The organism is Paraburkholderia sp. GAS42, from assembly GCF_050436565.1.
GTDB lineage: Bacteria > Pseudomonadota > Gammaproteobacteria > Burkholderiales > Burkholderiaceae > Paraburkholderia.
This window is the reverse complement of record NZ_JBNDML010000013.1, coordinates 140,920-163,308: the sequence shown is the minus strand read 5'-3', so window position 1 is coordinate 163,308 and position 22,389 is coordinate 140,920. Positions and strand designations below refer to the sequence as shown.

Sequence of the window (22,389 nt, the reverse complement as noted above, 5' to 3'; positions counted from 1 at the left end):
AGTCCAGACTGTAGGGCCGCGCGTGATATTAGTGAAACCATGTTTACGGATGCGAGGCATTAGCAAATATAATGTGTGAATGGCCAGAAACCTCGATCTCACCCTTGTACGCACGTTCGTCACGGCGGCCGACAGCGCCAGCATGACGGTTGCCGCGAACAGCCTGCATCTTACCCAGGGGGCGGTAAGCCAGCAGATCAGGCGTCTCGAAGAGGCGCTCGGCATCACGCTGTTCGAACGCGAGCGCCGTGGCCTGCGGCTGACGCCTGCTGGCGAGCGGATGCTGGGCAAGGCGCGCCGGCTCCTTGGCATGAACGATGAAATCTGGAGCGAGATGACCGCAAGCGCGCTCGAGGGACGCGTTCGGCTGGGTGTGCCGTATGACCTCGTCGGCAGCACGCTCGCGCCGGTATTCAAGGCGTATACCGAAGCCTGGCCGCAGGTCGAGATATCACTGGTATGCGGTTCGTCGCCCGAACTCGTCGATGCACTTGCAGATGGCGAAATCGACCTCGCCATCGTCGAAGCGCCGGTGGGCGCGGCAACCGGCGAGTGTCTGCGGGTCGAGCCGCTGGTGTGGGTCGGTGCGCGCGGCGGTGTCGCGCGCGTGAAGCGGCCGCTGCCCGTTTCGATGGTCACGGATACCTGCGCGTTTCGTCCTGTCGTGCTGGCCGCGTTGCGCGATCAGGGTGTCGAGTGGCGAACCGTATTCGAGAACGGCAACATCGAGGCGACCACGGCAACCGTCCGCACCGATCTGGCCATCACGGCGTGGCTGGCTTCGACCGTGCCCGCCGATCTCGAGATCCTCGGCGCCGATGCCGGTCTGCCTGCACTACCCAACTTCTCAATCAGTCTTCATTTGCCCGCACACGGCGGCGATGCGGCCACGCAGGAATTTGCCCGCTTTCTGCGCGCGGAATTGATGCGGCAACGCGAAGCGGCGTGACTATCCTTGATTGAGTGCAACTGAGCGCGACTGAACGCCAGGCGTCAGCCCAGCCTGCGCCACGGGCGGGACACGGGAACTTGTGCACGCGGGTCGCTGTCGGTTTGAATGGCGGTTGTACCGGCCCGCATTTTGCGTCCGCACTGTCCCGTTTGCATTTGCGTCAGCGTCTGCCGCCGTCTTCAACGTCCACCGGACCACCATGCGCAAAATCCTTCTCGCCTGCTTTCTGGTTACGTTTGCGCTCTCCGCGCTTGCCGCGTCGACAGCGCCCGCCACGCCCACGAGCGCCAGCAGTACCGCCGTCAATCCGCCCGTGAGGCTGACGCCCGATCAGGCCCGTCAGGCACTCGATGTCCTGAACGATCCCAAACGGCGCAGCCAGATCGAGGACACATTGCGCGCCGTCGCCGCGGCCGGCGCGTTGAGTGCGGTCCCTGCATCCGCCACGGAGCCGGTTTCTGCAGCTGCCGGTGCAAGCCACGTGCCCGCGGCGCTCCAGACCAATGGTCTCGCGTCGCAACTCGCGCGCCAGGGCGCGCACTGGCTCGCGAACGGCGCCGCGGCACTCCGTCACTCGGTGGCGGCATTGCTCGACGTATCGTCGGTGCGCGCCTGGTGGCATAACGTGTTCGTGAACCCGCAGGGCCGCGCCGTGCTCGGCCGCATGATCCTGACAGTGCTCGTCGGATTGCTGCCCGCACTCGCGTTCGAGTGGCTCACACGACGCCTGCTGCGCCGCCCCTGCGAACTGACTGTCGAACGCAACGCGAAACGCACAAGTGAGGCGGAAGAGGCAGAAGAGGCAGAACGGGCGGAAGAATCCGGGCAGAGCGCAGTAGCCACAACAACGACAACATCGACAACCGCCGCGAAACCCGATGCAGCAGGCGGAAAATACAACGCGACGCGGCACTGGTCGCTGCTGCGACGTGTGCCTGGCGCCCTGCTCCTCGCCGTCTTCAGGGCCCTTCCGCTTGTCGTATTCGTGATCGTCGCGACGGTGCTGATGTCGATCCTCACCGACGACAACACGCCCGAAGGACGCGCGCTCGATGCGTTGATCGATATCTACGTGTCGTGCCGCGGCGCGGTGATCATCAGCGGTTTTTTCCTGCAGCCTGATGCGCCCGCGCTCCGTTTGTGGCGCATGGGCAACCGCTGGGCGACGCTCGCGCATCGACGGGTGATTGCGATCGCCAGCGTGATCGGTGTCGGCGCGGGTCTCGCTGAAATTGCGTTGCAACTCGGCATGAACGAGGATGCGCATCTCGCGGTGACGAAGATCGTCTCGCTGATCGCGCATGTGATGGTGTCGATCCTGATCCTGCAATGCCGCCGGCCGGTGGCCGCGCGGATCCGCGAGCGCGTCGCAAGCATTCCGTCGATGGAGATCGCCGGCAACTGGCTCGCCGACGTGTGGGCCTTTGTCGCGGTTTTCGTCGTGATGGCGCTATGGTTCGTCTGGGCGCTCGACGTGCGCAACGGCTATCAGGCGCTGCTACATCTCGGCGGCATTTCGCTGGCGGTACTGGTGGGCGCGCGCGTCGCGTCGATCGTGATCTTCGGCGCCCTCGGACGCGCATTCAATATCGAAGAGGACACGCAAGGCTCGATCGCCCATCAGCACGCGTATCGTTACTACCCGTTCGTGCGGCGCGCGATTTCGGCGCTTCTGGTGATCGTCACCGCGCTGGTGCTGTTGCAGGTCTGGGGCTTTAACGTCGCGCAGTTCTTCGAGCGCGGCACGATCGGAGATCGCCTGGCATCGGCCATCGTGACGATCTCGATCGCGGCCTTCGTCGCGCTCGTCGTGTGGGAAGCTGTAAACGTGGCCATCGAACGGCGGCTCGATCAGTGGACGACCGGTGGCGATCTTGTTCGCGCCGCCCGTCTGCGCACATTGCTGCCGATGCTGCGCACGGCGCTCTTCGTTGTGATTGCGCTGGTCGTCGTGCTCACGGGCCTGAGCGAACTCGGTGTCAACACAGCACCGCTGCTCGCGGGCGCGAGTATTTTTGGCGTCGCGCTCGGCTTCGGCTCGCAGAAACTCGTGCAGGATTTCATCACCGGCATTTTTCTGCTGATGGAAAACGCGATGCAGGTCGGCGATGCGGTCACGCTTGCGGGCGTATCCGGCACGGTCGAATATCTGTCGATCCGTACGGTGCGTCTGCGTGGCGGCGACGGCTCGCTCTATACCGTGCCGTTCAGTTCCGTGTCGACGGTCAACAACACGAATCGCGGGCTCGGCAACGCGGCGGTCAGGGTCAGCATTGCGTACGGGCAGGACGTCGATCGTGCGATCGAGACGCTGAAGGAAACCGGCGCCGCACTGCGCAACGACGATGCATTCAAGGACGGTATCCTGTCGGACTTCAGCTTCTGGGGCGTCGATGCGGTCGACGGCGCGGCGATCACGCTCGCCGGGCAGATGCAGTGTCGCGACACGGCGCGCTGGTCGGTGCAACGCGAATTCAACCGGCGCATCGTCATGGCGTTTCAGGCACACGGCATCCAGATCGCGAATCCGAACCGCAGCCTGCTCGTGCCGATGGATGGCACAGGGGCTCGCCAGCCTGATACCGTGAACGAAGTCAAAGAAGCAAAGGGCGCTGACAGCGCGAAAGTCCCAAAAACCGCGAGCGCCAAAAAAGACGCGTGAAGCAATCAGGAATTGTTCACGACCGGTGTGCTCGCAGCCCACTCAACTCAATGCACCGGGGTCGCCCCGGCATAGTACGCAGCGGCTGCATCCATCTCTTCGGGCGTCATCTGCCGTGCGACGTTGCGCATCTGCTCGCTGATATCGTTGTGACGCGCGCCCGAAGCAAACGCCTGCAACTGCGCCTTCACATACGCGGCCGGCATGCCTTCGAGCCACGGGCTCCCCGCCTTGTTATCGATCCCGCCATGACACGCGGTACACGACACGATATTACGCATCGGCGAACCATGCGCGACGATCGCGGGCATCGGCGGATTCGGTGTGGTCCCGGCGAGAACCGGACGCGGTAGCGACGCGTAGTACGCCGCCAGATCGCGCATGTCCTGATCGCTCAGGCTGCCGACCATCGGCGACATCGCCGCATTGGTCCGCGCACCCGACTGATAATCGAGCAGTTCCTTGTAGATCACAACCGCGTATTGCCCTGCCAGATTCGGCGAATTTGCTTCGCTCATGCCGCGCTCGCCGTGACACATCGTGCAGCGCATCGCGAGCGTCGCGCCGCGCCCAATCGAAGGCGCGCCCGAATACGCGAGCAGTTGCGGCGTGATTTCAGCAGTACTGGTGCGGACTTTCGACTCCACAGGCTCGCCAGCCGCAAGCCATTTCTGCGGCACACCCGCCGCGCTGCAGATCGCATTCCAGATGCCCTGGAACGGCGCGTCCTTCTGCGCGGACGGCAGCCACACGAAACCAATCAGCGCAGAGCACACGGCGATCACAATCGTTGCGCCGACGCTCGTCCTGAACCACGGATTGCTCAGCGAGAACAGGCGTTCATTTCCCGTGTTACTCATCGCGAGCCTCCGATCGGTACGGCCGGCACAGACGTCTGCGGTTGCGACAGCAACTGCCCGATCGGGTAGCCGTAGTTCGCCACGGTCAAGCCGATCATCAGTGCGAGCCAGAGGCCGAAGCTGTTCAGTGCAACCGGCAGACGCACCGGCTCATGCACGGCTCTCGCGAAACGATATTCCGGCGGCGCGACGCGCGGACCGCGCTGCGTCTGATACAGGATCACGAAGAACAGGATCGCCGAGATCACAAGGATGAGCCCGCCGATCGCCGACATCGTCACCCAGATCGCCTGCGCCGCGATTTCCGGGTTCGTGTAGTCGTAAAACGCCATGCGTCGCGGCATGCCGAGAATGCCGACGTAGTGCCACGGGAACGTCAGCACGATCATGCCGATGAACCACAACCACAGTTGCAGACGCATCAGCTTGAGGCTCGTCACCGCGCGGCCCGTGAGTTGCGGCCACAGGTCGTACGCGATCACGAAGTACATGATGACGATCGCGCCCGCGAAGATCAGATGGAAGTGCCCCGTGATCCACTGTGTGTTGTGGATCGTCGAGTCCATCTGGTAGCTCATGTTGATGATGCCGCCCGCGCCGCCGAAGCCGAGCATCACGAACGAGAACGCGACCGCCAGCATCATCGGGTTGTCCCATGGCAGCGCCTTCAGCCAGCCGAGCGCGCCCTTGCCGCCCCGCAACCGCGCCGCGATTTCAACTGATGCGCTGATCGTGAAGACCGTCAGCAGCGTCGGCACGGCGACCAGCGCCGTGAACACCGAGTGCAGGAACTTGAAGCCCGAGCCGACCTGCGGATCGGTGAACAGATGGTGGATGCCGATCGGCATCGACACCACGAGGAACAGGATGAACGAGATACGCGCCATCGAGTCGCTGTAGAGCCGGCCGCCGATCGCGCGCGGAATGATCGTGTAGTACGCGATATACGCCGGCATCAGCCAGAAATAGACGATCGCGTGCAGCGTCCACGAGAAGAACACGCGGGCAAGTCCGGCATCGATGGTGTGCGTGAAGCCGAGCGCGACAGGCAGGATCTGGAACAGCAGTTCGAGCGCGGCGCCCACGGCCGTCCAGCCCCACAGATATGCGCCGGCGACGGTGGCGAACATCGCGAGCGGTACCGGCTTGCCCGGATTCTCGCGCTTCCACGCGTGCATGTTGATGCCCATCAGCGCGACCCAGATCCACGAGCCGACCACCACCAGCACGACGCCGATGTAGTAGAACGCATTGCCGATCATCGGCGGATAGAACGTGTACAGCACCGAAGCCAGGCCCATCGCGACCGGCACCGTCGCCGCCACTGCGCCCACCAGCACCAGCCAGAAACCGGCCCACGCCCAGCGCAGGCCCACCAGCGGGCGCTTCAACGCGAGTTCGGAAACAGCGTAGCCGAAGCCCATCGCGATCAATGTCGGGAACACATAGCCCATCGCAGTGCCGTGCGCCGTCACCGAGCGGTAGTAATGCTCCGGATTCTGCAGCCACGGATGCAGCGGGCTGCGCACATACATCTGCCACGCGCCGAGCAGCAGCGCGAGGCCGAATGCGGCGAACGCCAGCCAGAAATGCGCGAGAACGACCCGTTTGCTATTGAACACAGCTGACCCTCCGCGAACCGGCCGCCATCTGCGCGAACGTTGCCTTGTCCACGACCTTGACGTGCGCCCACATGCCCTGGTGGCCGACGCCGCAGAATTCATGGCACGGCATCAGATGGTCGCCGGGTTGGTCGAATGTCGTCTTGAAGGTCGAGACGTAGCCGGGTTCGAGCATCGAGTTGATGTTGGTGTGGGTAATCAGGAAGCCGTGCACGACATCCGCGCTGGTCGCACGGAATGTGACGGGCGTATTCGCCGGTATCACGAGGCACTGTGGCGTGAACGAATATTGCTGCGCGACGAGACGCACGGTGACTGAGCCATCGCCTTCGGTCGCGGTGCCCAGATTGCTCTCGATAAATTCGCCGGACACGTGCAGCGACAGCGGATCGATGGTCTCGACACGCGAAGGCGGCATCATGGCCCAGTGCAGGCCGGTGTAGACCACCATCGCGACCAGCACCGTGACGATGCCGGTGACGAGAATCGCCCAGCGCCGCTCGACGCGTGCTGCGACGTCTTCCGACGATGAACCATGGGGTGCGGGAGTCATTGCCATGCAAGGTGCCTCACTGGATCACGCCGCGAGGCAGGAAGACGACGAAATAGAACGCGAACCACAGCCCGATGACAATCGCCGTTGCTATGCCCGCGAGCGCGATGGCGCCGCTCGGGCCGCGGCCGACGATTTCGTCGACGGTCTCGTCCTCGGCGTTGCGCGCGTGGCCGGAAGGGGAATCGCTCATGGCTTCCTCGGTATGCTCAACATGCTTTTCAGTTCGCTTCAGCTGCCTGCGTCAATAAAGCGGCGCGGTGCGCAACTCGTTCGCTTCCTTCCCGCTGATCGGCGTGCCGCGATTGCCCCACGCAGTGCGGATATAGGTGACGACAGCCGCCACTTCTTCATCCGAGAGCGTGTGCGCGAACGGCGGCATGCCATACGGCGACGGATTCTTCGTCGTGCCCGGCGGATAGCCGCCGTTCAACACCATGCGAACCGGATTTACCGCCGACGTCATCAGGATCGACTGGTTCTGCGCCAGCGGCGGGAAATGCGGCACCTTGCCCTTGCCGTCGATACCGTGACAGACCGCGCACTGCGCGTCGTAGATCTTCTTGCCGAGCGGATAGAGACGGTTCTTTTCTTCGGTGACGGCAGCCGTCGGCGTGCTCGACGTCTGGCCGCTGCGTGCCGGCAGACTCTTCAGATAGACGGCCATTGCGCGGATATCTTCATCGGACATGTACTGCAGGCTGTCGTAGACGACTTCCGCCATCGGCCCATATACCGCACCACGTTTCGACACGCCGGTCTGCAGCAGATCGGAGATCTCTTCGATGCTCCAGTCGCCGAGACCGGCTTCCTTGTTCGACGTGAGCGACGGCGCGTACCAGTTCTGCATCGGGATCAGACCACCTTCGAACGCCTTCGATGCCGAACTGCCGCCGAGCGCATTGATCGCCGTGTGGCACATCGCGCAATGCCCCGGACCTTCGACGAGATACGCGCCGCGATTCCATTCGACGGACTGCGTCGGATCCGGCGTGTATTCGCCCTGGCGGAAATACAGCGTGCGCCAGCCGAGCAGCAGCTCGCGCTTGTTGAACGGGAAGCGCAACGTGTGCGGACGGTTCGGTTGATGCACCGCCGGCACCGACATCAGATACGCGTACATCGCATCCGAATCTTCACGCGTCATGCGTGTGTACGACGCGTAGGGCATTGCAGGATAAAGAATCGTGCCGCCCTTCGACTTGCCCTCATGCAGCATCTTGTAGAAGTCGTCAGCAGTCCAGGTACCGATGCCGGTTTCCCTGTCGGGCGTGATGTTCGGTGTGTAGAGCGTGCCGAATGGCGTATCCATCGGACGCGTGCCGGCGAACAGCTTGCCGGCCGGCATCGTGTGGCACGCGATGCAATCGCTGGCGCGCGCGAGATATTCGCCACGCGCGACCGCACTGGCGTTGTCTTTCGACGCCGCGGCCTGCGCATGCGCGAGCGTCACAGCGATGCAGGACAGCGCAACCAGTGAAGCGGCGTGACGCGCCAGCGTGTTGAGCGTTCTGACATATCGGAGAGCGTGCAATTCGGTTCTCCGGTTAGTGAGGGACGCTGCCGCAGGCGAGCGGCATCTTCAGCGAACCGGCCGCGACCGGCGCATAACCGGCCGGCGCTTTCTGCGACGCGAGCCACGCGGCGACAGCGGTGATATCCCGCTCGGTCAGGTGCGTTGCCACGACCTTCATGCAATCGGGAGCAGCCGTGCCGCGCGTGCCGTAACGCCATGCGCCAAGTTGCGCGCTCAGGTAATTCGAATGCAGACCGAGCAGGCCGGGAATGGCAGGTTCCATCCCCGTCAGCGCGCCACCATGGCACGCGGCGCAGGCCGGAATCTGACGCGACGGATCGCCACGCGTGACGAGCGTCTGACCGAGCGCAAGTGTGGCTGAATCGACGGTCGGCGTGGCCGGCGGCGGGAATGGCGGACGTTCGGCCGCGAAGTAATCGGCGATCTTTTGCAGGTAGGCGTCGGGGAGATACGCGAGCAGATAGTTCATCGGCGGATATTTGCGCCGACCGTCGCGGAACGCCAGCAGCTGGTTGTACAGATAACCGGCAGGCTTGCCGGACAGACGCGGGAAGTAGTCGTTGTCGGTGCCCTCGCCGCGCTGACCGTGGCAGGCGGCGCAGGCAAGTACACGGGCGTGCATCGTATCGGGCGCCTGATCAGACGCAGGCTCCGCGGCGAACGCCGTCAGACTCGAACACGCGAGCAGCGCGATCGCAAAAAGTGTCCGCCGTTTACCCACCTCGACCCTCTCAGGTTGCTGATGCATTGGTCTGTCGCGCAAACGGCAGCCGGTAACGCGGCGAAGCTTTCCATACCGTTTTGCGCAATTTGTTTTCACCAGATATGCGTCGCTAATTGCAAGTGCGCGTAACTGCACGCGACGTCCCGCGACTTCCGAACATCCGGCGCATTCTAAGGCTGCTGTACGGCTATACGAGTTATAGGGAACTGGAGCGAAAATTACCACAAGCCTTTCGCTCGTGCCTATTCAATTAGATAAGAGGCTAATAGCGAAACAATCTCGCATATTTTTTTAATCTGGAAAATATATGGCTGTCAGAAAACAACAATAATGGTGTCCGACACGTCTGCGCGTCGCCCAACTGGCTACCTCAAAAAAACCGCAAACCGGTCATTTAAAGGAACCACCTCATGACCTAATCTTGGTCCTGTTGCGCCATGTTGCGCACATTAACCCGACAGAGGAACCCGCCATGAACGAACGTCTCAACTTCTACTCCGCGAACCCGAATGCCATCAAGGCCGTGCTCGCGCTCGAAGAACGCATCGGCAAATCCGGTATCGAAAAGTCGCTGGCCGAACTGGTCCGTCTGCGTGCTTCGCAGATCAACGGCTGCGCCTTCTGCGTCGACATGCACACCACCGACGCACGCAAAGGCGGCGAAACGGAACGCCGTCTGGCGACGGTCGTCGTGTGGCGTGAAACGCCGTTCTTCACGGATCGTGAACGTGCCGCGCTCGAATGGACCGAAGCGCTGACGCTCGTCTCGCAGGACCACGTGCCCGACTCCGTATGGGAAGCCGTCAAGCCGCATTTCAGCGATGAAGAAATCGTCGACCTGACGCTGCTCGTGGGTGCGATCAACACGTGGAACCGGTTCGCGATCGCGTTCCGCAAGATGCCGACCTGAGTCGGCACGATCACTTCAGCCCGAGGCGCTTCGCGAGCCGGTTCAGATTCGCGCGATCCATGCCGAGCTCGCGTGCAGCCGACGCCCAGTTGCGATCGTTGCGCGCGAGCGCTTCGCTGATGAGCGTGCGCTCGTAGCCTTCCACGGCCGTGCGGAAGTCCGCAGGCGTTTCCACGGCGCCATCCCCATCGCCACCGTTGCCCGCAACCAAAGCCGACGCGCGCCGCGCCTCGGACAGCGCCAGATCGTCCTGCGTCAGCGTGAGAATGCGCGGCCTTTGACCATGACGCGCGAGCGCTTTCAACGCGCTGCGCCCAATCAGATGCTCCAGTTCACGCACGTTGCCAGGCCACGGATACGCGAGCAACGCGGCCTGTGCCTCATTCGACAGACGCAGACTCAAGAGCCCGAGACGCGAGCGGTTTTCTTCGAGGAAGAAGCCGGCCAGCAGCAGCACGTCCCGTCCGCGTTCACGCAGCGGCGGCGCCCACAGCGGATACACGCTCAGACGATGATAGAAGTCCGCACGAAAGCGGCCTTCGCGCACTTCCTCGGCGAGATCGCGGTTGGTCGCGGCGATCAGGCGCACATCGACCTTGTGTTCGTTATCGGAACCGATCCGCTGGAGCTGCCCGTTCTGCAGCACGCGCAGCAGTTTCGCCTGTACGCCGAGCGGCAATTCGCCGACTTCGTCGAGAAAGAGCGTGCCGCCGTCGGCAAGTTCGAATTTGCCGCGACGGTCCGCCGATGCGCCCGAAAACGCGCCGCGCACATGGCCGAACAGTTCGCTTTCGACGAGCGTATCGGGCAACGCCGCGCAGTTCAGGCTGATCATCGGCTTGCCGGCGCGAGGTGACAGCCCGTGGATTGCGTTCGCGACCAGCTCCTTGCCGACGCCCGTTTCGCCCGTGATCAGCACCGTCAGATCGCTGTTGGCGACCACTGCAATCTCGTCCATCAGACGCTTGTGCTGAGCACTGCTGCCAATCATCTCGCGACGGCTCGCGCTGCTCGCGAGGCGATATGCTTCGGCGCGCGCCCGCTCTTCCTCCGAACTGCGCGCGAGCGTATCGATGCGGTCGACCACGCTGACCGTCGCGGCCGCGAGGCTGAGAAACGCCTGCAACGACGGCAGATCGAGTGCGTCGAACTGTGACGGATCGAGCGCGTCGAGCGTCAGCAATCCCCACAGGCGACCGTCGAGATAGAGCGGGCACCCGAGGCAGTCATGCACCTCAAGATGGCCTTCGATGCCCTGCACGAGGCCATCGTAAGGATCAGGCAAACCGGAATCCGCCGCGAAACGCGTCGGTTCGCGCTGCGACAGCAGTTGTGCAAAGCGCGGATGGTCACTCACGCGGAAGCGCCGGCCGAGCGTGTCGCTGGAGAGGCCGTTGATTGCGAGCGGCACCAGCGTGTCGCCTTCAAGCCGCAGCAAAGCAGCCGCATCGCCGGGAAAGAGGGTGCGCAGCGTATCAAGCAAACGGCGGAAACGCTCGGTGGGCGGCAGCTCGCGCGACAGGTCTTCGACGAGTGGAATCAGCGCGTCCAGTACCGCATGGACAGTCATAGTGACTACATCAGTAGTCTTTTCGACTCGTGTCATATCAACTACACCAATTCAGATGCGACTGATTTTAAAGCACTTTTTAGCTGGCACGGAACCTGTATATAACAGCTCGAACGACGGACCCGCCGCGACGGCAAATCGCCGCGGCGGCGATTCCCCTCTTCCACTGCTTGCAAAGGAATCCACAGATGCTTTCAACCGAACACCGTGCCATCGTCAAGGCTACCGTCCCTCTTCTCGAAAGTGGCGGCGAAGCGCTGATCACGCACTTCTACAACACGCTGCTGAGCGAGAACCCGTCCGTACGCCCGCTTTTCAACCAGGCTCACCAGGCGAGCGGCGCACAGCCCCGCGCGCTGGCGAACGGCGTGCTGATGTACGCGCGCCACATCGACGAACTCGAACAGCTCGGCGGTCTCGTTGCGCAGATCATCAACAAGCACGTCGCGCTGCAGATCCTGCCTGAGCATTATCCGATTGTTGGTGGCTGCCTGCTACGCGCGATCCGCGAAGTGCTGGGACCGGAGATCGCCACCGATGCCGTTATCGACGCATGGGGAGCAGCCTATCAGCAACTGGCCGATCTGCTCATCGGACTCGAAGAAAACATTTACGCCGAAAAAGAAAATGCGCGTGGCGGCTGGCGCGGTGCGCGCACGTTTCGCATCGCACGCAAGGTGCAGGAAAGCGAAGAAATCACGTCGTTTCACTTCCGCCCTGTCGACGGCGGCGATCTGCTCGAGTTTCATCCGGGCCAGTACATCGGCATGCGCGTGTTCGTGGACGGCGAAGAACTGCGTCGCAACTATTCGCTCTCCGCTGCGTCGAGCACGCATGAGTACCGCATCAGCGTGAAGCGTGAACCGGGCGGCAAGGTGTCGAACCATCTGCACGATCACGTGCATGAGAACGATACGATCGAACTGTTTGCGCCCTCAGGTGACTTCAAGCTCGAACACAACGCGAAGCCGCTCGTGCTGATCAGCGGCGGCGTGGGCATTACGCCGACGCTCGCGATGCTCGAAGCTGCGCTCGCGACGAACCGTCCGGTGCACTTTATCCATTCGGCGCGTCACGGCGGCGTGCATGCGTTCCGCGACTGGATCGACGGCCTCGCCAGGCGTCACCCGCAGCTGAAGCAGTTCTACTGCTACGAGCGTCAACGCCACGGCGACGCCGAAGCGCACGCCTATGGTCTGCTCGATCAGGAACGTCTGAACGAATGGCTGCCGGAAACGCGCGACGTCGATGCGTATTTCCTCGGCCCGATCGGTTTCATGAAGGCAATCAAGAAGCATCTGAAGGCACTGGGCGTTCCCGAAAAGCAGAGCCGTTACGAGTTCTTCGGCCCGGCATCGGCGCTCGACTGAGTCCGTGTTCGCGACGCACTGCGAATAGCAGGCGGGTAGTAGCCGTGCGGGCGCGCTTCTGCTCCCGCACGTTTTCTCTGGCAGTCTTCGATGGATCTATACCGGAATATGCGACTGTTTGTGCGCGTCGCGGAAGACCTGAGTTTCACGTCCGCCGCACGTTCACTGACGATGAGTATTGGTGTTGCTTCGCGGCTCATCACCGAGCTGGAGCAACATCTGGAAACACGTCTGCTGCATCGCACGACGCGTCAGATCGCGCTGACGCAGGCGGGCAAACGCTATCTGGGCCGTTGCCGCGCGATTCTCGCTTCAATCGACGAAGCCGAGGCCGAGGCACGCGCGGTGCATCTTCAGCCGGTGGGGCGGCTACACGTGCATGCGTCGCCCGCAATCGGCCGGCATTACCTGGTGCCGGCGATCGGGCAGTACCGGCAGTTGTATCCACACGTGCATGTGGCGCTGTCGTTGTCCGACGAAACGACAGACCTGCTCGAAGATGGGTACGATACCGCGATCGTCGCGATGTCTGCGTTGCGCGACTCGTCGTTTATCGGCGTGAATCTTCGCGAGACGTATAGCGTGTTGTGCGCGGCGCCGGGTTATCCGCGACGCGATACGCCGCTCGAGACGACCTCCGATCTGGAATCGCATCCGTTCGTCAGCTTCGCGCCAGCGCTTACGGATTCGGTCGATCTCGCGCTGATCGACGCGGACGGCGCGACCGTGAATGTGACGATGAAGCCGGCGTTCTGCGTGAATACGCTTGAATCTGCGGCTTCTGCACTGGAACTTGGAATGGGTATCGGTGCGCTGCCATTGCATGTGGCCGTCGAAGCGATCAGCGCCGGGCGTCTCGTGCGCGTGCTGCCGCACTACCGCCTCCAGCCGCTCACGTTGTACGCACTCTTTCCGTCGCAGCAGTTCCTCGACGCGAAGGTGCGCACATGGCTCGATCATCTGAAGATTCACTTCGAGCAGGCGGCACGACGCGAGGAATCCGTTCTCGCCGAAGAGCCCAAGGTTGCAACCGTGACCGCGCTGCGCGCCTGACGTTGCCTGGCAGTGTGCCCACGGCGAACGCTCAGCGAAGCAACCCGCGCGAAGTCAGATTGCGATACAACGCGCGCACGCCGAAGGTCCACGGCGCGATCTCCGTCGACAGCCGCACCGAATTGACGAGCGCGCCGAGCGACGGCGTCGCGATGGTCACCACGTCGCCGAGGTGGTGCGTGAAGCCGCCACCGGGCGTGTCACGATCCTTGATCGGCGAAAACATCGTGCCGAGGAACAGCATGAAGCCGTCGGGATACTGGTGATGCGCGCCGTGTGTCTGCGCGACGAGATCCGCCAGATCGCGGCTGATTTCGCTCATGTGACTGATGCCATCGAGCGTAAAGCCGTCGTCAGCGCCTTCGATGCGCAGTGACACGCTCGCTTCGCGCACCGTATCGAGCGTGAAGCGGCCGTCGAAAAGACGCACGAACGGGCCGATCGCGCACGAGCCGTTGTTGTCCTTCGCCTTGCCGAGCAGCAGCGCCGAACGGCCTTCGATGTCACGCAGGTTCACATCGTTACCGAGCGACGCACCGGCGATCTTCCCGGCCGCGTTCACGGCGAGCACGATCTCGGGCTCCGGGTTGTTCCACTTCGACGTCGGATAAAGACCCACTGCCGCGCCAGGCCCAACCGACGACATCGCCTGCGACTTCGAAAACACTTCGGCATCGGGCCCGATGCCCACTTCCATATATTGCGACCACGCGCCGCGCCGTTCGAGTTCGGCTTTCAGCTTCATCGCCGCGTCAGAACCGGGTCGAATCTTCGAGAGATCGGCGCCAATCAGTTCGTTGATCATCGCGCGGGTTTCCTGCGCCTTGCCTGCGTCGCCGCCCGCGTGCTCCTCGATCACACGCTCCAGCAGGCTGACGGCGAACGTCACGCCGCATGCCTTGATGGGCTGCACGTCGCATGGCGCGAGCAGACGGATCATCGAGTCATCGGCATCCGCTGCAAGACTCGCGCGCATGAGATCGATGACCGGCCCGAGCGATTCGCCCGGCGCGTGGCGCGCGATATCGACGGCATCATCGCGATCGAACAGGTCCGCCGTGGTCGGTGCTGCTGCCGTGATGTCAAACGCTTCGCCGCGCCGCACGGCGATCACCGACGGACCGTCGACAGGCGCCGGACGCCACACGCGACCGATCAGCAGCGCGTCGTCGAGATCATCGGGAAGGCAGGCGGCAGGTGCGATAGCGTGCATGGCAGCTCCATATCAGGCGTAAAAGTAACGGGCGACGACGCCTCGTTTACCGGTTCTGTGCGCGTAGCAGCAGTTCCTCGAACTTCGCGAGTTCGACAGGCTTCACGAGATGCGCTTCGAAGCCCGCTTCGCGGGTCTGCTCGACATCGTTCTCGTGACCGAAGCCGGTCATCGCCGCGTAGAGCGTGTTGTCAAATCCGGGCAGCGCGCGTAACGCGGCGATCACGGCGAAGCCGTCCATCTTCGGCATCGCGATATCGATCAGCGCAGCGTGTGCCGTAAAGCTGCGCGCAATGTCGAGCGCCTGCGGGCCGTCGTAGGCAATGCGCACGTCGTGGCCCATCAGTTCGAGGAGCATGCCGAGGCTGTCGGCGGAATCGCGGTTGTCGTCGACGATCAGCACGCGTCGCGGTGCGGCTGCTGGCTGTTGCGTGTCCGCTGGGGCCAGTGGAGCAGCGGCCGGCCGGTCGCCTTGCAGCGGCAGACTAACAGTCAACGTGGCGCCCTTGCCCGCGCCTTCGCTGCCCGCGGAAATCGTTCCCCCGTGCAGCTCGACCAGGGACCGGCACAGCGTGAGCCCGATGCCGAGACCGCCCTGCCCTGGCAAGGGCCACCGCTCTTCCTGCGTGAACAGGTCGAAGACCGATTCGAGCATCCCCGCGCCGATGCCGCATCCTGAATCGCGCACCTGTAGCAGCGCCCAGCCATCGACGACACTCGTGCCTATCACGATCGTGCTCGCGTCCGGCGAGAATTTCGACGCGTTGTGCAGCAGGTTCTGCAACACCTGCATGAGACGCGTCGGGTCGCCATTCACATGAACCGGATCGCCCGACGAAGCCACCTCGACCGTCTGACCGCGTGCCTCCGTAAAGGGCCTCGACGCCTCGATCGCGCGCGCTATGACGTCGCCGAGTTCGACGTCTTCAAGGCGCAGTTCGACCTTGCCCGACGTAATACGGCCGACGTCGAGCAGATCGTCGACGAGCCGCGTGACATGCGTGACCTGCCGGTCAATGAGGTCACGTGCCTGCGCCAGCGACTGACTGAGCCCGGTTTCGAGCCGCATCACGCCGATCGCGTTGCGCAACGGCGCAAGCGGATTGCGCAGTTCGTGGGCGAGAATCGCGAGAAAGCGTCGCATGCGCTCGCCGGACACCTCCAGCTCCTCGCGACGGCGACGCTCCGTCATGTCGCGCGTCACCTTCGCGAAGCCGCGCAGTGCGTTCGTTTCGTCGTAGACGGGCGTGATCGTCACATTGGCCCAGAACAACGTGCCGTCCTTCCGTACGCGCCAGCCTTCGTCTTCAACGTGACCGGTCAGTTTCGCGGTCGCCAGTTCGCGGGCAGGCTTGCCTGTCGCGACGTCCTCCGCCGGGTAGAACACGGAGAAATGGCGGCCGATGATCTCATCGCGTGTGTAACCCTTGAGATTGCGCGCACCCGGATTCCAGCTGACGACGCAGCCGTCCGGGTCGAGCATGAAGATCGCATGATCCCTGACGCTTTCGACGAGCAGCCGGAACCGCTCTTCACTTTGACGCAGCGCTTCGAGGTGGCTGCGCTGATCTGTGAGGTCGCGCGTGATCTTGGCGAAACCGCGCAGCTCGCCATGTTCGTCGCGCAGTGCCGTAATGACGACGTTGGCCCAGAATCGCGAGCCGTCCTTGCGCACGCGCCAGCCTTCGTCCTCGAAACGGCCCTGCAATGCCGCCTGGCGCAATTCATAATCCGGCCAGCCGCGCGCGACCGCCTCCTCGGTGTAGAAGCGCGCGAAATGCTCGCCGATGATTTCTTCCGCCGCATAACCCTTGATGCGCTCGGCGCCGATGTTCCAGGTGATCACGTGGCCGGTAGCATCCAGCAGGAAGATGGCGTAATCCTCGATGCCATGAACCAGGGTGCGAAAGCTCGCGTCCTGAACGGCCGACGCGCCAGCGGAAGCATCGGGCGCCACGCCGGTTGCGATCAGGCTTGAAGGAACGGGCGTGTCAGACGCGGGCATAGTGCGTGGAATATCAGTTATTGCCGGAGCAAAGCATACATCTCGCACAGCGTAATACTGCCCTCGTTCGGGGTAATCCCGGGCGGATTGCGACCGGCGATGACAGATCGCACACGGCGGTGCCGACGCGTGTCTGAACGCGAAATGGCACATGAAAACGCCCAGCATGACCGGGCGCTGTAATGTATAGCGGCACAGTGGCGATGCGGCGCGCTGCGCCGCGCGTAAGGCGGTTACTGGCTGGCGCCCGATGCCGCCATTGCACCGGCTGCCGCGGGTGTGCTGGCTGAGTTGCTCATGCCGGCGCTGCCGGAGTCGCTGGTGGTGTCGGCGCGCTTGCAGCCGGACGTACCCGCGGCGAGCACGACAAGCGATGCAGCAATCAGAACATTTCGCAGGGTCGGTTTCATGGTGGTTCTCCTGATTCCGTTTTGGAGCGGTAGTGTCGGGTGACCTGTCGAGCCGGCCGGCTGACCTTCTGCTTCCTGAAGGACATGTGAAAGATAGCAAAGGGCGTGCCTTCCTGCGTGTTTCCTGATCGGGACGATACGGTGGACCGCGTGTGATGCTGCCAGCAGCGCGTGCAACGGAAGGCACCTTGATAACGCCTTCGGTACGACGAGGCCTCCAGACACGCGATGCGGAAAAATCTCCTGGGGAAATTACAAAACGACCGTAAATTTTTCCTTGCTGCCAGGCCGAGTCATGCAATCCAGTGCACAGCGTTGCCTGCATGGCACGCGTAAGCCATGCACGTGCGACGCGCAATAAAAGAACCCGCGCGCCGCTTTTCCAGACGACATGCAAATAATTAATTACGGACTACCCGGCAAAACCTGCGAAGCAGCGGTTTCAAGCACGCGAATAATGCGATCGGGGGTAAGCGGCTTCGCGCAGTGTGCGTCGAAGCCTGCGGCACGTGCACGCGCCTTGTCTTCGGTTGAGGCAAACGCGGTACACGCGATCAGCAGCATGTGAGACGTCAGCGGATTGCTACGCAACCTGCGCGCCAGTTCGAGGCCGTCAAGCCCGGGCATCGCGATATCCAGTACGACGGCAAAGGGCTGCCAGTCGCACGCAATCGCGCAGACGGCAAGCGGATCATGCACGGCGCGACACTCGAAGCCATCGGCGTCCAGCAACATCTGCAAGGCGTCGGCGGCGTCACGATAGTCATCGACGACGAGCACGCGACGATGGTCGGCCATCGCTCGCGTGAACGATCGCCACAACACCACATCGTCGCCGTCGCCCGGATCCGCCATACCTTTCTCCCGCCTGCGCTTAAAAATGCACCGACGCCGCGTATGCAAGATGCGCACCCGGCAGATCGCGTCCGCGTCACCCATCGGCGGATGTCATGCATTGCCATGCTGTCGTGTCTGCGATATGAGACGTGCGCGTGGCGTGCGGGCCGCTGCCTGCTTGACCCAGGCTTTATCAGACACGAGCATTACGACCGATGCAATCGGCGCTGACCCGAGGATTGATCTATGGCCAATCACGAGCCTAGGAGGTCAAAAGACGCAACACAACCAGGGATTGACGCGGATTTCGTCAGCGCGAAATATCTTCCAGCGCGACGTCACGCGTACGCGGTCCAAGCGTTGCGATGGCAAGAATCACAATCAGCATGGCACCGGAGATAAACACGAACACACCATTTACGCCGAAAAGCCTGAGGCACGCCGCGATCAGGAACGCGGAAAATACTGCCGAGATCCGGCTCCACGAGTAGACGAATCCCACCGCCCGCGCCCGGATGCTGGTCGGAAACAGTTCGGCCTGGTACGCGTGGTAGCTGTAGGAGATGATATTGCCCGCGAGCACGAGGCACACGCCGAGGCTCACCAGCAGCACCGTTTCGCGCGCCTGACTGAACGCGATACCGCACACCACATTGACCGCAGCCATGCAGATGATCACCGTCTTGCGCTCGAACCGGTCTGCAATCAGCAACCCGAGCAATGGCCCAAGCGGCGCGGCGATAGCGATGATCGACGCATACATGAGGCTCGTCGTCACCGTGATGCCCTGCTTGATAAGCAACGTCGGAATCCAGTTAGCGAAGCCGTAATAGCCCATCGTCTGGAACACGTGGAAGATGATCAGCATCAGCGTGCGACGACGATACGGCGCGCGCAGCAGGTCTCGAAACTGTGCTTTCGAGCGTACCGGATCGGGCATCGACGGCACCGGCAATGCGCGTCCATATTCGGTTTGCACGCGAGCTTCGAGGCGTGTCATCACCGCATCCGCTTCGTCGATGCGCCCTTTTTGCGCCAGCCACCGCGGGCTTTCCGGCAGGCGCAGACGGATCCACCACACGAAGCCTGCACCGACCACACCCGTCAACACCACCCAGCGCCAGCCGTCGATACCAAACGGTTTGTGCGGCACGAGCAGATACGAGAGGAACGCGACGAGCGGTACCGCGCAGAAGCCGACCGCCTGTGAGCAGGCGGAAGCGCGTCCACGAATATGCTTTGGCACGAGTTCGGAAATATACGTGCCGATCGTCACGATCTCGAGACCCAGCCCCACGCCGGCGATAAAGCGCCACATGTTCAATCCGAAGGCGGTATCCTGGAACGCCATGATCACGTTCGCAACCGTGTACCACAGCAGCGAATACGTGAACATCGCGCGCCGTCCGAAGCGATCGGCGAGAAAGCCACATGCCGCCGTGCCGACGAACAGGCCCGCGAACAGTGCCGCGATAAAGCTTGCGATGCCGCTCGTGCCGAACAGGCCGTGCGTCGTCGCGGTCAGGATGCCGCTGCGCACGAGCCCCGGCGCGATGTAGCCGGAGAACATCAGGTCATAGAGCTCGAAGAACAGGCCGAGGCTCAGCAGCATGACGAGCTGCCAGATCGCGCGCGTCGCGGGCAGACGGTCGAGTCGCGCCGAGATTCCTGCGGCGCCCTGGGCGATATCGTAGTCGCGCGCTTCGTCGAGCACCTGCGTCCCGGTCAGATCCGTGCCGGTTGTGGGTCCATGTCCGACCGTTGCCACGCGTGCTGCAAAAACAGCCTGATTGGACGATCTCATCGTCTGTCTCCTGTTAGCCCGGTCTCGCGCCGGGTAGGTGAATGCCGCGGTGATGTTGCGTTGATGCAGTCGCGCGCCCTTCAGGCCGCTTCCTGCGGTGCGTGGCCGCCATGGGTCAACGCCTGGATCTGCGTATCGCTGTAGCCGAGTTCGCGCAGCACATCAGCGGTGTGCTCGCCTGTCTTCGCGATGGGCTGGCGCGGCTGCAGGCGCTCGCCATCGATCGAGATCGGCAGCAGCGGCATGACCGTTTCGGTGCCATCGTCGAGCGTCAGGGGAGCGAGTCCGCCGCTTTCGATCAGATGCCGGTCGTTGAACAGCTCTTCTGGACGCGTGATCGACGCGAACGGAATGTGATCGCGCTCGAACAATGGAGCGAGCTTCGTGCCTTCAAGATGCGCCAGCGTTTCGCCGAGTGTCTGCAGCAGCCATGTGCGTGCCACCACGCGATCGTTGTTCGTCGCGAGGCGGGGATCGGCCAGCAGGTCGGGACGGTTGAGGATCGCGCAGAGCGCGCGCCACTGGCCGTCACCGGTTGCGGCGATGAACATCTGCTCGCCATTCGCGAGCGTGAACACGTCGTACACGGCCCATGCGCTGATGCGCTCGGGCATCGGCGCGGCTGCGACGCCCGTCGCCGCAAACTGCTGCATGTGCTGCGCCGACAGCAGCACACAGTTCTCGAACAGCGCGCTTTGCACCTCCTTACCCCTGCCGCTGGCATGACGCTCGTGCAATGCCGCCAGCACGCCGATTGCCCCGAACATGCCGCCCATGATGTCGTTGACCGAGCTGCCGGCGCGCAACGGACGACCCACCGGGCCCGTCATATAGGCGAGGCCGGCCATCATCTGCACGACTTCATCGAGTGCGAGGCGATGTTCGTACGGGCCGTTGAGAAAGCCCTTGTGCGACACGTAGATCAGCTTCGGATTGCGCTTCTTTAGCGTCTCGTAGTCGAGGCCAAGACTCGCCATGCGGCCCGGCTTGAAATTTTCGACGAAGACATCGGCGGTATCGACAAGTTTGCGCAGTGCGTCGAGCCCAGCTTCCGATTCGAGATCGAGCGCGATGCTTTTCTTGTTGCGATTGAACGTGCGAAAAAAGCCGGCGCCCGTGCCGAGCAGACGCCGCGTGCCATCGCCGCGCGGCGGTTCGACCTTGATGACTTCCGCACCAAGGTCGCCGAGAATCATCCCGCACGTTGGGCCCATCACCATATGCGACAGCTCGACGACGCGGATGCCGTCGAGCGGCAGCTTGTGGACGGCGGCGGCACCGCTAGCGGTTTGCGGGGATGCGGAAGAAGTCATTGAACCACCTCGTGTCCGGAAGATTGCATGGCGGAGAACTGTTTCGGCAGACCGGCGCGAGCGATGTAGCCATACAGCGGCTCATCAGGCAGCGCATCCGTGATCAGCACGCGCGAAGCGATGAGCTTCGCGATATCGATGCCGGTGTCGTAGCCCATGCTGTCGAGCATGAAGACGAGATCCTCGGTCGCGACGTTGCCGGTCGCGCCAGGCGCATGCGGGCATCCGCCGAGACCGGCGAGCGATGCATCGAATTCGCGAATGCCGTGCTGCAATGCGATCACCGTATTCGCGAGACCCATACCGCGTGTGTCGTGGAAGTGCAGCGAGCGCAGCCGCTCGCCCGCGATGCCGCGCACGAGGTCGATGATGTCGCCGACCTGATGCGGTGTCGCCTGCCCGGTCGTGTCGCCGAGCGCGATCACATCGGCGCCTGCTTCGACGGCCGCGCGCGTGATGCTGCCGATATCGGCGCGCGGCACGTCGCCTTGCAGCGTGCAGCCGAATACCGTCGACAATCCCGCGACCAGTTCGACGTTCGACGCGCGCGACGCACTGTCGATCAACGCACGCATTTCAGCGAAAGCGCTGATCATCTCCACGGGCGTCTTGCGCACATTCGCGAGGCTGTGCGCGGTGCTGACCGAAATCGGCGCGATGATGCGATGCACGCCGGCGTCGAGTGCGCGCTGCGCGCCCTTCACGTTCGGTACGAGCGCTGTTACCACGAGATCGGGATAGCGCAACGCGTGGGCGATGACTTCATCGGCGTCGGCCATCTGCGGCAGCAGTTTCGGCGGCACGAACGAGGCCACTTCCATATGACGCACGCCGGCGGCATACGCTGCGTCGATCCAGCGCTTCCTGGCGGCCGTCGGCATGGTCCGCGCGATGCTTTGCAGGCCGTCGCGCATGCCGACTTCCGTCACGGTCACGCGCTCATTGGGGAATGTCATCGTCGTATCCAGCGGGAAGATTGAGGGGCTGGATGCGA

19 protein-coding genes are annotated in these 22,389 nt (G+C 63.0%); 5 read left to right on the top strand and 14 right to left on the bottom strand.

What is annotated here, in order from left to right:
* Positions 1–79 precede the first annotated feature (79 nt).
* Together P3T16_RS20250 and P3T16_RS20245 are read left to right on the top strand one after the other, a co-directional pair.
* A complete protein-coding gene (locus P3T16_RS20250) occupies positions 80–949 on the top strand; it encodes a LysR substrate-binding domain-containing protein (RefSeq protein WP_429255685.1) in 870 nt (289 codons plus the stop codon).
* A 202-nt stretch (positions 950–1,151) separates the two neighbouring features.
* Entirely contained in the window at positions 1,152–3,614 is a 2,463-nt protein-coding gene (locus P3T16_RS20245; protein ID WP_429343595.1) for a mechanosensitive ion channel family protein, read from the top strand.
* 47 nt (positions 3,615–3,661) lie between these two features.
* Here P3T16_RS20245 and P3T16_RS20240 read toward each other — a convergent pair whose 3' ends face one another.
* From P3T16_RS20240 to P3T16_RS20215, 6 genes are read right to left on the bottom strand one after another with little or no spacing between them, the layout of a single operon-like run.
* Positions 3,662–4,474: a c-type cytochrome gene (locus P3T16_RS20240; RefSeq protein WP_429343594.1), complete on the bottom strand. Its 813-nt coding sequence runs from the start codon at positions 4,472–4,474 to the stop codon at positions 3,662–3,664.
* Positions 4,471–6,096: a b(o/a)3-type cytochrome-c oxidase subunit 1 gene (locus P3T16_RS20235; RefSeq protein WP_429255688.1), complete on the bottom strand. Its 1,626-nt coding sequence runs from the start codon at positions 6,094–6,096 to the stop codon at positions 4,471–4,473. Before P3T16_RS20235 ends, P3T16_RS20240 begins: the two co-directional genes overlap by 4 nt.
* Positions 6,086–6,655, bottom strand: a complete 570-nt coding sequence (locus P3T16_RS20230) for a cytochrome C oxidase subunit II (RefSeq protein WP_429343593.1) — start codon at positions 6,653–6,655, stop codon at positions 6,086–6,088. Before P3T16_RS20230 ends, P3T16_RS20235 begins: the two co-directional genes overlap by 11 nt.
* Before the next feature lie 10 nt (positions 6,656–6,665).
* Positions 6,666–6,842, bottom strand: coding sequence for a hypothetical protein (locus P3T16_RS20225; RefSeq protein ID WP_429255690.1), 177 nt, complete (start codon positions 6,840–6,842; stop codon positions 6,666–6,668).
* 51 nt (positions 6,843–6,893) lie between these two features.
* Positions 6,894–8,147 carry a c-type cytochrome gene (locus P3T16_RS20220; RefSeq protein ID WP_429343640.1) on the bottom strand — a complete coding sequence of 418 codons (1,254 nt, stop codon included), beginning with the start codon at positions 8,145–8,147 and terminating at the stop codon, positions 6,894–6,896.
* A 49-nt stretch (positions 8,148–8,196) separates the two neighbouring features.
* Positions 8,197–8,808, bottom strand: coding sequence for a c-type cytochrome (locus P3T16_RS20215; RefSeq protein ID WP_429343639.1), 612 nt, complete (start codon positions 8,806–8,808; stop codon positions 8,197–8,199).
* A gap of 574 nt (positions 8,809–9,382) precedes the next feature.
* Here P3T16_RS20215 and P3T16_RS20210 point away from each other — a divergent pair.
* The gene (locus P3T16_RS20210; protein WP_429255692.1) at positions 9,383–9,820 is read left to right on the top strand and encodes a carboxymuconolactone decarboxylase family protein; all 438 of its coding nucleotides are present in this window, start codon (positions 9,383–9,385) and stop codon (positions 9,818–9,820) included.
* A 10-nt stretch (positions 9,821–9,830) separates the two neighbouring features.
* On the opposite strand, the gene norR is transcribed toward P3T16_RS20210, so the two are convergent.
* Complete coding sequence (gene norR, locus P3T16_RS20205; RefSeq protein WP_429343592.1) at positions 9,831–11,426, bottom strand: nitric oxide reductase transcriptional regulator NorR; 1,596 nt, start codon at positions 11,424–11,426, stop codon at positions 9,831–9,833.
* A 152-nt stretch (positions 11,427–11,578) separates the two neighbouring features.
* Between norR and hmpA the strand changes: the two genes are divergently transcribed.
* Both hmpA and P3T16_RS20195 read left to right on the top strand, forming a co-directional pair.
* Complete coding sequence (gene hmpA / locus P3T16_RS20200; RefSeq protein ID WP_429255694.1) at positions 11,579–12,760, top strand: NO-inducible flavohemoprotein; 1,182 nt, start codon at positions 11,579–11,581, stop codon at positions 12,758–12,760.
* 108 nt (positions 12,761–12,868) lie between these two features.
* Positions 12,869–13,813, top strand: coding sequence for a LysR substrate-binding domain-containing protein (locus tag P3T16_RS20195; protein WP_429343591.1), 945 nt, complete (start codon positions 12,869–12,871; stop codon positions 13,811–13,813).
* 31 nt (positions 13,814–13,844) lie between these two features.
* On the opposite strand, the gene P3T16_RS20190 is transcribed toward P3T16_RS20195, so the two are convergent.
* From P3T16_RS20190 to P3T16_RS20160, 7 genes are all read right to left on the bottom strand, one after another.
* Positions 13,845–15,026, bottom strand: a complete 1,182-nt coding sequence (locus tag P3T16_RS20190; protein ID WP_429343590.1) for a fumarylacetoacetate hydrolase family protein — start codon at positions 15,024–15,026, stop codon at positions 13,845–13,847.
* A 46-nt stretch (positions 15,027–15,072) separates the two neighbouring features.
* On the bottom strand, positions 15,073–17,031 hold the full coding sequence (locus P3T16_RS20185; RefSeq protein WP_429343589.1) for a hybrid sensor histidine kinase/response regulator: 1,959 nt from the start codon (positions 17,029–17,031) through the stop codon (positions 15,073–15,075).
* Positions 17,032–17,264: 233 nt separating this feature from the next.
* Positions 17,265–17,441, bottom strand: a complete 177-nt coding sequence (locus P3T16_RS20180) for a hypothetical protein (RefSeq protein WP_429343588.1) — start codon at positions 17,439–17,441, stop codon at positions 17,265–17,267.
* Between the two features lie 405 nt (positions 17,442–17,846).
* Positions 17,847–18,296: a response regulator gene (locus tag P3T16_RS20175; protein ID WP_429343587.1), complete on the bottom strand. Its 450-nt coding sequence runs from the start codon at positions 18,294–18,296 to the stop codon at positions 17,847–17,849.
* A gap of 292 nt (positions 18,297–18,588) precedes the next feature.
* Positions 18,589–20,082, bottom strand: a complete 1,494-nt coding sequence (locus P3T16_RS20170) for an MFS transporter (protein WP_429343586.1) — start codon at positions 20,080–20,082, stop codon at positions 18,589–18,591.
* An 80-nt stretch (positions 20,083–20,162) separates the two neighbouring features.
* A complete protein-coding gene (locus P3T16_RS20165; protein WP_429343585.1) occupies positions 20,163–21,395 on the bottom strand; it encodes a CaiB/BaiF CoA transferase family protein in 1,233 nt (410 codons plus the stop codon).
* Entirely contained in the window at positions 21,392–22,351 is a 960-nt protein-coding gene (locus P3T16_RS20160; protein ID WP_429343584.1) for a hydroxymethylglutaryl-CoA lyase, read from the bottom strand. The genes P3T16_RS20165 and P3T16_RS20160 overlap by 4 nt, the downstream gene beginning before the upstream one ends.
* Positions 22,352–22,389: the final 38 nt, after the last annotated feature.